This window comes from Marinobacter sp. tcs-11, from assembly GCF_002049515.1.
Taxonomy (GTDB): Bacteria; Pseudomonadota; Gammaproteobacteria; order Pseudomonadales; family Oleiphilaceae; genus Marinobacter; species Marinobacter nauticus.
The window spans coordinates 209,650-221,284 of sequence record NZ_LLYU01000006.1 but is presented as its reverse complement, the minus strand read 5'-3'; the positions used below and the strand labels follow the sequence as shown (position 1 = coordinate 221,284).

General features: G+C 56.1%; 14 protein-coding genes and 1 rRNA gene. 13 read left to right on the top strand and 2 right to left on the bottom strand.

Annotation, left to right across the window (positions count from 1 at the left end; translation table 11 throughout):
- Positions 1-11 precede the first annotated feature (11 nt).
- The 13 genes from rrf (at position 12) to ARC85_RS09390 (ending at position 10,629) form a co-directional block, all read left to right on the top strand.
- Positions 12-126 (top strand): 5S ribosomal RNA (gene rrf / locus ARC85_RS09450).
- 116 nt (positions 127-242) lie between these two features.
- Positions 243-1,793 carry a 2-isopropylmalate synthase gene (locus ARC85_RS09445; RefSeq protein ID WP_113879807.1) on the top strand — a complete coding sequence of 517 codons (1,551 nt, stop codon included), beginning with the start codon at positions 243-245 and terminating at the stop codon, positions 1,791-1,793.
- A gap of 30 nt (positions 1,794-1,823) precedes the next feature.
- Positions 1,824-2,642 carry a hypothetical protein gene (locus ARC85_RS09440; protein ID WP_278350333.1) on the top strand — a complete coding sequence of 273 codons (819 nt, stop codon included), beginning with the start codon at positions 1,824-1,826 and terminating at the stop codon, positions 2,640-2,642.
- Positions 2,639-3,121 (top strand): ribosomal protein S18-alanine N-acetyltransferase, encoded by a 483-nt coding sequence (rimI, locus tag ARC85_RS09435; protein WP_199452093.1) that lies wholly within the window; start codon positions 2,639-2,641, stop codon positions 3,119-3,121. Before ARC85_RS09440 ends, rimI begins: the two co-directional genes overlap by 4 nt.
- Positions 3,122-3,182: 61 nt before the next feature.
- Positions 3,183-4,763: a peptide chain release factor 3 gene (prfC, locus tag ARC85_RS09430; RefSeq protein WP_014420619.1), complete on the top strand. Its 1,581-nt coding sequence runs from the start codon at positions 3,183-3,185 to the stop codon at positions 4,761-4,763.
- A gap of 23 nt (positions 4,764-4,786) precedes the next feature.
- Complete coding sequence (locus ARC85_RS09425; protein WP_153740845.1) at positions 4,787-5,578, top strand: TatD family hydrolase; 792 nt, start codon at positions 4,787-4,789, stop codon at positions 5,576-5,578.
- 202 nt (positions 5,579-5,780) lie between these two features.
- Complete coding sequence (rplM, locus tag ARC85_RS09420; protein WP_011785931.1) at positions 5,781-6,209, top strand: 50S ribosomal protein L13; 429 nt, start codon at positions 5,781-5,783, stop codon at positions 6,207-6,209.
- A 12-nt stretch (positions 6,210-6,221) separates the two neighbouring features.
- Positions 6,222-6,614, top strand: a complete 393-nt coding sequence (gene rpsI / locus ARC85_RS09415) for a 30S ribosomal protein S9 (protein ID WP_011785930.1) — start codon at positions 6,222-6,224, stop codon at positions 6,612-6,614.
- A 238-nt stretch (positions 6,615-6,852) separates the two neighbouring features.
- A complete protein-coding gene (gene petA / locus ARC85_RS09410) occupies positions 6,853-7,446 on the top strand; it encodes a ubiquinol-cytochrome c reductase iron-sulfur subunit (RefSeq protein WP_014420621.1) in 594 nt (197 codons plus the stop codon).
- Positions 7,446-8,678, top strand: a complete 1,233-nt coding sequence (locus ARC85_RS09405) for a cytochrome b (protein ID WP_014420622.1) — start codon at positions 7,446-7,448, stop codon at positions 8,676-8,678. Before petA ends, ARC85_RS09405 begins: the two co-directional genes overlap by 1 nt.
- A complete protein-coding gene (locus tag ARC85_RS09400; protein ID WP_153740846.1) occupies positions 8,678-9,433 on the top strand; it encodes a cytochrome c1 in 756 nt (251 codons plus the stop codon). Before ARC85_RS09405 ends, ARC85_RS09400 begins: the two co-directional genes overlap by 1 nt.
- Before the next feature lie 104 nt (positions 9,434-9,537).
- Positions 9,538-10,167 (top strand): glutathione S-transferase N-terminal domain-containing protein, encoded by a 630-nt coding sequence (locus tag ARC85_RS09395; RefSeq protein WP_011785926.1) that lies wholly within the window; start codon positions 9,538-9,540, stop codon positions 10,165-10,167.
- Between the two features lie 57 nt (positions 10,168-10,224).
- Complete coding sequence (locus ARC85_RS09390) at positions 10,225-10,629, top strand: ClpXP protease specificity-enhancing factor (RefSeq protein WP_206769525.1); 405 nt, start codon at positions 10,225-10,227, stop codon at positions 10,627-10,629.
- A 29-nt stretch (positions 10,630-10,658) separates the two neighbouring features.
- Here ARC85_RS09390 and ARC85_RS09385 read toward each other — a convergent pair whose 3' ends face one another.
- Both ARC85_RS09385 and ARC85_RS09380 read right to left on the bottom strand, forming a co-directional pair.
- On the bottom strand, positions 10,659-11,249 hold the full coding sequence (locus ARC85_RS09385; RefSeq protein ID WP_011785924.1) for a D-sedoheptulose-7-phosphate isomerase: 591 nt from the start codon (positions 11,247-11,249) through the stop codon (positions 10,659-10,661).
- Between the two features lie 9 nt (positions 11,250-11,258).
- The gene (locus tag ARC85_RS09380) at positions 11,259-11,630 is read right to left on the bottom strand and encodes a YraN family protein (RefSeq protein ID WP_286714738.1); all 372 of its coding nucleotides are present in this window, start codon (positions 11,628-11,630) and stop codon (positions 11,259-11,261) included.
- Positions 11,631-11,635: the final 5 nt, after the last annotated feature.

Sequence of the window (11,635 nt, the reverse complement as noted above, 5' to 3'; positions counted from 1 at the left end):
CAACCGTTTTGCCTGACGACCATAGCGGTCTGGAACCACCTGATCCCATCCCGAACTCAGAAGTGAAACAGACCTGCGCCGATGGTAGTGTGGCGTTGCCCATGTGAGAGTAGGTCATCGTCAGGCGCCTAATGCCTAAAAACCCCCGACAGCGAAGCTGCCGGGGGTTTTTTATTTCTGGTTCCGGAGAAGTGATATACTTCACCGAAAATCAAAGCAACGTTTCTGATGGGAGCCCAGCAATGGCCGCAAGCGAACACCTGGTCATTTTCGATACCACTCTGCGCGATGGCGAGCAAAGCCCGGGCGCCACCATGAACAAGGCGGAAAAACTCCGCATTGCCAAGGCGCTCGAGAAGCTTCGCGTAGACGTTATCGAGGCGGGGTTTGCCATTGCCAGCCAGGGCGACTTTGATGCAGTCAAGGCCATTGCCGAGAACATCAAAGAATCCACTGTCTGCAGTCTGGCTCGTGCTTTGGACAAGGATATCGACAGGGCTGCTGAAGCGATCCGCCCTGCCGAACGCTCCCGTATCCATACCTTTATTGCCACCTCGCCCATCCATATGAAGCATAAACTTCAGATGGAGCCAGATGAGGTGGTCGAGCAAGCCGTGCGCGCTGTCAAGCGGGCGCGTAGCCACGTTGATGACGTCGAGTTCTCCTGTGAAGACGCCGGGCGGTCAGAGCTGGATTTTCTTTGTCGCATCATTGAAGCCGCTATCGATGCCGGCGCCCGTACCATCAACATCCCTGATACCGTGGGCTATGCCATTCCTGAACAGTTTGGTGAGACCATCCATCAGTTACTGAACCGTATCCCGAATGCCGACAAGGCCGTGTTTTCAGTCCATTGCCATAACGACCTGGGCCTTGCGGTAGCCAACTCGCTGGCTGCGGTTGCCCACGGTGCCCGTCAGGTCGAATGTACTATCAATGGTCTGGGCGAACGTGCTGGTAACGCAGCGCTGGAAGAAATTGTCATGGCGGTTCGTACCCGCCAGGATCTCTTCAATATTGATACCCGCATAGATACCCAGCATATCGTCCCGGCATCACGTCTGGTGTCCACCATTACCGGGTTTCCTGTTCAACCCAACAAGGCGATCGTCGGTGCCAATGCCTTTGCCCATGAGTCCGGCATCCATCAGGATGGCGTGCTCAAGCATCGTGAAACCTACGAGATCATGCGGGCACAGGACGTAGGCTGGCATACCAATAGCCTGGTTTTAGGTAAGCATTCCGGCCGCAATGCCTTCCGTACGAGACTGCTGGAACTTGGTATCCAGTTTGAAACCGAAGGGGAGCTAAATGAGGCCTTCACGCGCTTCAAGGCGCTGGCCGACCTCAAGCATGAGATCTTTGATGAGGATCTGCAGGCGATTGCCAGCGATACCAAGCAAAAGGAAGAAGAAGGCCGCTTCGGTCTGGTCTGCATGCAGGTCTGTTCTGAAACCGGCGTTGTGCCCAAGGCGCATCTGACCATGACGGTGGATGGTAAAGAACACACGGTAGAGGCTGAGGGCAGCGGTCCTGTAGACGCAACTTTCAAGGCCATTGAATCTCTGGTGGATTCCGGGTGTAACCTGCAGCTGTATTCGGTCAACAATATTACCAGCGGCACTGATGCTCAGGGGGAAGTCACCGTTCGTCTTGAGCGGGGCGGCCGTATTGTGAACGGCGTTGGATCAGATACCGACATCATTATTGCGTCGGCGAAGGCCTACATTGAGGCTCTGAACCTGATTTCCAGTGGCGGTATTCGCCAACATCCCCAGGTGGCTGATGTTTAAAGCGCCCGAAGGATTGCCATGGAGGGATTCGTGATAGGGAATGAGGCGGAGCGGCAGTTCTATCTGGCGGCGGCAGGCATTCGGATGTGGTATGCCCGCGAGAGTTTGCCTGGCGCGGCGCCAAGCCCCGACTTTGATTTCGGAGTGGATGACGAGCCGCAATTCCAGCCCGCGTCGGAGGTGCCTCAGATTGGGCGCAAATCTGAGCCGCTGTCAGGGGACCAGGGGCGGCAGCGCATTGCTCAGCTCCAGAGCCTGATGGGCAACAAGCCTGAATCCGTGCAGAAGGCGGACAGCGCTGGGCAACAGGCCGCGGACCCAGTGAAAGCTCCACCGGCCACCGAGCCTCGGTCTGAAACTCCAGACATGGAGCCAGAGGCTTCCCTGCCGGCCTCGGAGCCAGTAGAAGTGCAGCAGCGGGAGCCAGTGCACCGGGTGTGTCTGACTGCCTGGAAAGGCTCCCGGTTCATGCTCTTGTGCCATATTGCCGAGGACGCCAGTTTTGCCTTGCAGGAAAATCTGGCTCGTAACATATTGCGAAGCATTGGAGAGACCGGGGTGTCTCAATGCAGTGTAGTGCGCTGGCCCTTGTTCAATAACCTGAAAGTGACGCTCAACAGTGAAAGCGATCTTGTCTCAGTCATAGCCTCTGCTTTTGCTGGCGACGCCCCGACAGAAACGCTAATAACGCTGGGGCTTGGCGACGAAACTCAGGCACGGTTGATCGAGCGTGGCCTGGGGCGGGTGCCGGAGATTGCGTTTTCCGGCACGCTCGCATCACTGGCATCAGACCCCTCCCAGAAGCGGCTGCTCTGGCAATCGATTCGGGTTCTCGTACCTGGCCGATGAAAGCATCACAGCCTTTTTTCGACGTGCACAACCAGGATGTCCGGGTACGCCCTCTGGTCGAGGCAGACCTGGCGGCGGTCATGGAGCTGGAGTGTCAGGGACACTCCCATCCGTGGCCGAAATCGACTTTTCTTGACTGTTTTAAGCCGAATTACAGGCTCTGGGCCGCTGAGCGTGGCGATGAGCTGATTGGCTATGCGGTTGTGGCCTATATGGTCGACGAAGCCCATCTGCTGAATATCTGCGTCAGTCCCCGTGTGCGTGGTCAGGGTGTCGGGCGCTGGCTGCTACGGCATCTGATCGCTGTCGCGGTGTCGGATGGTATGGAACAACTGATTCTGGAAGTGCGGGTTAGCAATGATGCCGCCACCCAGCTCTATCTGAGCGAGGGTTTCTCTGAAATCGGCAGAAGGGCCGGCTATTATCCCGATGGCGCTGCACGGGAAGATGCCCTGGTCATGGCGCTGCGGTTCACCTGAGGACGGTATAGGCCGTATAATGCTCGGCTTTCATCCATCTCGATTCAGGTCACCAGAGTTTATGCCTAACCTTTCCCAGGAAGTGGCCAAGCGCCGCACCTTTGCGATCATCTCGCACCCGGATGCCGGTAAGACCACCATCACAGAGAAGGTGCTGTTGTTCGGCCAGGCCCTGCAGAAGGCGGGAACCGTCAAGGGCAAAAAATCCGGACAGCACGCCAAGTCTGACTGGATGGAGATGGAAAAAGAACGGGGTATTTCCGTCACCACGTCGGTGATGCAATTTCCCTATGGTGGAAAGCTGGTCAACCTGCTGGATACACCGGGGCACGAAGATTTCTCCGAGGATACCTATCGGACACTGACCGCCGTCGACTCCTGTCTGATGGTGATTGACAGTGCCAAAGGGGTTGAGGAGCGCACCATCAAGCTGATGGAGGTGACCCGCCTGCGTGACACCCCGATCCTTACCTTTATGAACAAGCTGGACCGGGATACCAGGGACCCCATCGAGTTGATGGACGAAGTGGAAGACGTACTGAAGATTGCCTGTGCGCCGATTACCTGGCCCATCGGTATGGGCAAGGGGTTCAAGGGTGTTTACCACCTGCTGCGGGATGAAGTGATTCTCTATCAGTCAGGCCAGGGGCATACCATTCAGGAAAAACGTGTAGTCAAAGGTCTGGACAACCCGGAGCTGGATGACGCCATCGGCAATTACGCTTCCGATCTTCGTGATGAGATCGAGCTGGTCAAAGGGGCTTCCCACGAATTTGACCAGGAGGCTTTCCTGGCTGGTGAGCTGACCCCGGTGTTTTTCGGAACAGCGCTTGGCAACTTCGGTGTTGATCACATGCTTGATGGTCTGGTGGATTGGGCGCCGGCCCCTCAGCCCCGGGCCACGGATGTGCGCCAGGTGACCCCGACCGAGGATGGCTTTTCCGGCTTTGTCTTCAAGATTCAGGCAAACATGGATCCACAGCACCGGGACCGTATCGCTTTCCTGAGGATCGTGTCAGGTAGTTACAATCAAGGCATGAAAGCTCGGCACGTCCGTATCGGTAAAGATGTTCGGTTCTCTGATGCGCTCACCTTCATGGCTGGTGACCGTGAACATGCGGAAGAAGCGTTTGCCGGTGACATCATTGGCCTGCATAACCACGGCACCATTCAGTTGGGTGATACCTTTACCGCGGGCGAGGACATGAAGTTTACCGGTATCCCGAACTTCGCCCCAGAGCTGTTCCGGCGCATTCGATTGAAAGATCCGCTGAAAGCCAAGCAATTACAGAAGGGCCTGATCCAGCTTTCCGAGGAGGGTGCAGTTCAGGTCTTCCGTCCGCTGAAGAACAACGATCTGATCGTCGGGGCGGTGGGTGTGCTGCAGTTTGATGTAGTTGTCGCCCGCCTGAAAAGTGAATACAAGGTGGAAGCGGTTTACGAGCCCATCAACGTGGCAACTGCCCGTTGGGTAACCTGTTCCGATGAGCGTAAACTGGACGAATTCCAGCGTAAGAATCAGGACAACGTCGCACTGGATGGCGCAGATCGCCTTGCGTACATCGCGCCGACCATGGTGAACCTGAATCTTGCTCAGGAGCGTTATCCGGATATCCAGTTCCACAAGACCCGGGAGCACTGATTCGGCTCCGGGAGGAGGCCGCCATGCAGTTGGTAGATGCTCATTGCCATTTTGATTTCCCGTTTTTTGACGGGCATCGGGAGGCGGTGTTGGCACAGGCGGCCAGCCTTGGAGTTCGCGCGATCGTGATTCCGGGGGTCCGGCGGCAGGACTGGCAGCGTGTGGCGAGCATGGCAGATGCAGAGAAGGGTCTCTGGTACTGTCTGGGTATTCACCCCTGGTTTATTCAGGAGCACGGCGCTGGCGATCTCGCCGAGCTTGAAAGGTTGCTGTCTTCCGCGCCCCAAGCCAGTGTTGGCCTTGGAGAGTGTGGTCTGGACGCCCTCAAAGGCGATCTGTCTGAGCAGGAACCCTGGTTCGAGGCCCAGATTGATATTGCCCAGCGGCTCGGTCTGGCGCTGGTGATTCACTCCGTCAAGAGCCATGATCTGGTGCACAGTAGTCTGAAACGCGCCGGATGGAACGGGCGGGCATTGCTTCACGGCTTCTCGGGCAGTTATCAGCAGGCGCAAAAGCTGGTTGATCTGGGTTGTTACATTGGCGTGGGCGGCGTGATTACCCACGATCGGGCCCGGAAAACCCGGGATACCATTGCCCGGTTACCGGCGGATGCGCTGGTCCTGGAAACCGATGCGCCGGATATGGCGCCGGCCGGAGTGGCGAAAGGGCAGAACTCACCTGTCCACTTGCCGGAGATTTTCGAGGCCCTGGCGGAACTGCGGAGTGAGCCCCGGGAGTCGCTGGCTGAAATACTGTTGGCCAATACCGCGAAGCTCTACCGGAAAGATCCGCTAACTCTGGTTCCACGCCCATAGGGGATTAACGAAACAGCATAGGTCGGGGTTGGCATTCACCAGGGGTTCGAGTATACTTCGCGCCCTGGCTTTTCAAGGCGATGCCATTATCTCAGCCCCGAATGATGGCAGCGCAACATACAGGTATGAACCTCCTCCGGATGCCTTGCATGTACCGGTGGTGGTTTTTAACGTTTCTTATATAGCGTTCAAGGCGGAATCAATGAAGACTCTGAGTGCGAAACCAGAAACAGTAAAACGTGACTGGTACGTTGTAGACGCAGCCGGCAAGACGCTGGGTCGTCTGTCAACCGAAATCGCCCTTCGTCTGCGGGGCAAGCATAAGCCTGAGTATACCCCTCACGTGGACACTGGCGACTACATCATCGTTATCAATGCCAGCCAGGTGAAGGTTACCGGCAAAAAGGCATCGGCTAAAATGTATTACAGCCATACCGGCTTTCCGGGTGGAATCAAATCCATCAATTTCGAGAAGCTGGTTGACAAGGCTCCCGAGCAAGTCATTCAGAAGGCCGTAAAAGGCATGCTTCCGAAGGGCCCGCTTGGCCGCGCCATGTTCAAGAAGCTGAAAGTGTACGCAGGCGCTGAGCATGCTCATGCCGCCCAGCAGCCCAAAGAACTCGACATCTAACGGAAGGCGAATATGTCTGTAGCACAAAATTACGGTACTGGTCGCCGCAAATCATCCACGGCTCGCGTCTTTATCAAGCCGGGTAGCGGTAACATCTCCATCAACGGTCGCACTATCGAAGATTTCTTCGGTCGTGAAACCCTGCGCATGATTGTTCGTCAGCCGCTGGTGGTTGCCGAATCCGAAGATCGTTTCGATATCGCCATTACCGTAAAGGGTGGCGGCATCAGTGGCCAGGCTGGCGCCATTCGCCACGGCCTGACTCGCGCTCTGATGGACTACGACGAAACTCTGCGTCCGGCACTGCGCAAAGCGGGTTACGTAACCCGTGATGCCCGTAAGGTTGAGCGTAAGAAAGTGGGTCTGCGCAAAGCGCGTAAGCGTCCGCAGTACTCCAAGCGTTAATCGACGTTCAGTCGATTTGGAAAAACCCGGTCTTGTGGCCGGGTTTTTTTATATCTGTACTCCGGAAATATTTTTGATCTGGCGCAGGGATAGGCTCGCCTGCCGACCTTTCCGGCTTGTAAGCGGGGGGTAATTTCATTACCATTTCAGCGCTTATATTTTTGGGTTGTGAAGTCCTTTTCGAAGCGCAGTGCCGGTTTTTCCGCGTCTGTGCCTCGCCTGATGGGAGAAAACCATAATGAGTAATGGCGACGTGAGCCAAGGCCGGCGCCGGTTTCTGATCGGTGCTACGTCCGTGGTAGGTGGTGTCGGCGTCGTCGGTGCAGCCGTTCCTTTCGTAGCGTCCTGGAACCCCAGTGCGAAAGCGGAAGCGGCCGGTGCACCGGTAACCGTCAATATCAGCAAAATCGAACCGGGTCAGCAAATCACCGTTGAGTGGCGAGGTAAGCCTGTTTGGATTATCCGCAGAACGGAAGAAATGCTGGCGAATATCGAGAAGCTCAATGACGCAGTGAAGGACCCGATGTCGGAGGCGCCTCAGCAGCCTTCGTATATCCAGGGGCCCTTGCGCGCGATCAAGCCAGAGTTCGGTGTCTATGTGGGGCTCTGTACCCATCTGGGCTGCGTGCCCTCCTACCGGCCAGAGGTTGCGCCGGCTGATCTGGGTGAAAACTGGCTTGGTGGGTTGTTCTGCCCGTGTCACGGTTCCCGCTATGACATGGCCGGTCGGGTTTATGAGGCTCAACCCGCGCCGCTGAACCTTGAGGTTCCGCCGTACCGGTTTGACGATGATGTGACCATGACCATTGGTCTTGATCCGGAGGCCGCGTGATGCAAAAGCTGATTAACTGGGTAGACGAGCGTCTGCCAATCGTTGAGGCCTGGAACAAGCACCTGGCCAAGTATTACGCGCCGAAGAACTTTAACGTCTGGTATTTCTTCGGTTCACTGGCAATGCTGGTGCTGGTCAACCAGCTAGTGACCGGTATCTGGCTGACTATGAGCTACAACCCGTCTGCCGAGGGGGCGTTTGCCTCGGTGGAATACATCATGCGTGATGTGGAGTGGGGTTGGCTGCTGCGATACCTGCACTCGACCGGCGCATCTGCGTTCTTCGTTGTGGTGTATCTGCACATGTTCCGTGGTCTCATGTACGGTTCCTACCAGAAGCCGCGGGAATTGATCTGGATTTTCGGTATGCTGATCTACCTGGTGCTGATGGCAGAAGCCTTCATGGGCTACCTGCTGCCCTGGGGCCAGATGTCATACTGGGGTGCCCAGGTAATCGTTAACCTGTTTGGTGCGATTCCGGTCATCGGTGAAGATCTGTCTCTGTGGATTCGCGGTGACTATCTGATCTCCGGTATCACGCTGAACCGTTTCTTTGCCCTGCACGTGGTTGCTCTGCCAATCGTTCTGCTGGGTCTGGTTGTTCTTCACATCCTGGCGCTGCACGAAGTGGGTTCTAACAACCCCGACGGCATCGACATCAAGAAGAACAAGGATGAAAACGGTATTCCGAAAGACGGTATTCCGTTCCACCCGTATTACACCGTTCACGATCTGCTGGGCGTGGGTGTGTTTTTCTTCATCTTCTTCATCGTTGTCTTCTTCTTCCCGGAGATGGGCGGTCTGTTCCTGGAAAAGCCGAACTTTGAACCGGCCAACGCCCTGAAGACACCAGCGCACATTGCGCCTGTCTGGTACTTCACGCCGTTTTACGCGATGTTGCGGGCGGTGACGGTAGACTTTATGGGGCTGCCGGCGAAGTTCTGGGGTGTTGTGGTCATGGGTGGTGCGATTGCGATTCTGTTCGTGTTGCCGTGGCTTGACAGAAGTCCTGTCCGCTCAATCCGCTACAAGGGCTGGTTGAGCAAGATTGCCTTGGCAATCTTTGCGGTGAGCTTCGTAATCCTTGGCTACCTTGGACTGGTTCCCGCAACAGAAGGTCGCACGACTGTCGCTCAGATTCTGACAGTGTTGTACTTCCTCTACTTCATTCTGATGCCGTTCTACACGCGCATGGAGAACACCAAGCCAGTTCCAGAGAGGGTGACAGGATAATGAAAAAGCTGATTGTTGGTCTTTTCATCGCACTCCTGCCAGCGCTTGGCCTGGCGGCTGGTGCCGCGGTTCCTCTTGATCATATGGAGCCGGATCATACGGACAAGGCGTCGCTGCAGCGCGGTGCTGCCTTGTTTACCAACTACTGCATGGGGTGTCACTCCATGGAGTATGCTCGCTACAAGCGTGTTTCGGATGATCTGGAGATCCCTGTCGAGCTTTACGAGGAAAACCTGATCTTTACTGGTGCCAAGATCGGTGAGCTCATGAAGAACTCCATGAACAAGGATATGGCGGCCGGCTGGTTCGGTGCGCCGCCACCCGATCTTACGCTGGAAACCCGTCTGCGTGGTGAGTCCTGGGTATATTCATACCTGCGGGGCTTCTACAAGGACGATTCCCGGCCACTGGGCGTAAACAACGTGGTGTTCGATAACGTTGGTATGCCTCACATTCTGGTCGAGATGCAGGGTCTGTGCGCCGTGAAGCCGAACATTGGTGTCGGGGCGTCTGTTGAGCCGTTGAGTGGTAACGTCAATAACGCAGACGCTTGCCCGGATTACGCAACGGAAGGCTCGATGTCCGGTGCGGAGTTTGATCGGGCCATGTGGGATCTGACCAACTTCATGTCCTACATGGGCGACCCGGTCAAGGTGGAGCGCGAGCGTCTCGGTATCTTCGTGCTGATCTTTGTGGCGATCTTCTTTGTCTTCGCGTACCTGCTCAACCGCGAGTACTGGAAAGACGTACACTAAGATTTAGGGTATAATCCCGTGTCCTTGATTCCAGCGAGTCTTTAAGGCTCGCTGGATTTTTGCGTTTTGCATTGTTTCGATTTTTAGAATCGTGAGGTAGCTATATGGGCGTTGTGACCAAGCGGTCATCAATGACTTTTTTCTCGGATCCCGCAAGCCACTACAGTCACCGGGTGCGTATTGTCCTGGCTGAGAAAGGTGTCACTGTTGATATCGTGGATGTGGATCCGGACAACCCGCCGGCGGAACTGGCGGATATGAATCCGTACAACGCCCTGCCAACCCTGGTAGATCGGGACCTGGTTCTGTACGAGCCCAACATCATGATGGAGTATCTGGATGAGCGTTTTCCTCATCCGCCGCTGCTGCCGGTTTACCCCGTTGCCCGGGCTAACAGCCGCCTGATGATTCACCGCATCCAGAAAGACTGGTGCGGACTGGTTGATCAGATCCTGGCGCAGCCGGGGGCCAAGGCCAGCGATGCCGCTCGCAAGGAACTCAAGGAAAGCCTTCTGGCCACGGCACCTTTGTTTGCCGAAATGCCGTTCTTCCTGTCGGAAGAGTTCACCATCGTGGACTGTTGTATTGCGCCGATCCTGTGGCGTTTGCCGGCTCTGGGTATTGAGCTGAATGAAAAGCAGGCCAAGCCTTTGCAGAAGTACATGGAGAGCATCTTTGCCAGAGAAGGCTTCAAGGCAAGCCTTTCAGATCTGGAAGAAGATATTCGCAGCTGATTGTCAGCGCCCGTATTTCAGGGCAGGAGTTAAGCAGTGTCTGACATGACTATCGCCATGACATCCAGTCGTCCCTATCTGGTCCGTGCGTTGAACGAATGGATCCTCGATAACGACTGTACCCCGTATATCGTGGTGGATGCCGGCATTCAGGGTGTTCAGGTGCCTACCGAGCACGTTGCCAACGGCCAGATTGTGCTCAATATCAGCCCCGGCGCCGTGCGCGGGCTGGTGATTGGCAATGGTGCGCTGGAATTCAGTGCTCGTTTCGGTGGTGTGCCGATGCAGGTTTTCATACCGTTGCAAGCGGTTATGGCCATCTATGCCAAGGAGAACGGCGAGGGCATGGTGTTTGGCAGTGAGCCAGGCTCTCCCGATCCGGAGGGTGGAGGTGAGCCCAAGTCGTCACGGCGAGCGGAAGACCGCCCGAATGGCAGGCCAACCCTGAAAGTGGTCAAGTAATAAAAAAGCCGGCGATGCCGGCTTTTTTATTAGCCTCCGAAAAGCTTGTGGTCAATCAGGTCGCAGAAGGCGTTGATGATGACCAGCAGCAAGGGCGTGGCCTCGCTTGGCGGCAAATCGTTAAGTGCGATTTCATGGTCTTCAGGGTGCATCAGGGAGGTGATGTCGGATTTTTCCCTGGCGCTCAGCACCACAATCCTCATTTCCCGGTCGTGGGCCGCCTGGATGGCCTGGATCAGGTTTGCCTTGTGGCCATCATCCACGATCACAAACAGAAGGTCGCCGGGTTTGCCTATGGCTCTGACCTGACGAGAGAAGGTGTCGTTGAATCGATTGTCACGGCAGATAGCGGAATAGGTGGTGGCGTCTGCCCCAAGGTTGATTGCCGGTAGGGCCGGGCGGTCCTGGTCAAAGCGGGACAACAATGCCGTGCAGAAATACTGGGCCAGTACATTGGCGTTGCCATTGGCGCAGGTAATGATCTTGCCATCCTGGAGCAGGGCGTCAACAAATGCCTGCGCTACCTGCTCAATGGCGGGACCAGCGGTGCTTGCCGCCTGCGCTGTGTGCTCCATATGGCTGGCGAACCACTGGTTGATTCTCTGTTCGGTGTCGGTCATGGTTTCTGGTCAGTCTGCCTGAATTGCGTTTTTGATCCATTGTATACGGTACTTGCTGGACTGGCCTGGTGTGATGCCGATAACATCGATCCGGCTGACCCGGTCCCAGAGTCCGTGGCGGTGCAGGTAGAATGAGGCTGCACGCACCAGGCGTTGCTGCTTCACCGCGGACACCGAGCTTATCGGGTCCACCAGCGCACCATCAGCGCGGAAGCGAACTTCAAAGAACACCAGTGCTTCGGCATCCATTCCAATAAGGTCGATCTCGCCGCCACGATTGTGCACGTTCCGCTCAATAATCCGGATGCCTCTGCTTTCCAGATACCGCGCGGCGACACCTTCGTAATGCTGTCCGAGTTTTCTGGAGCCTTCCCTGGTCATCGGTT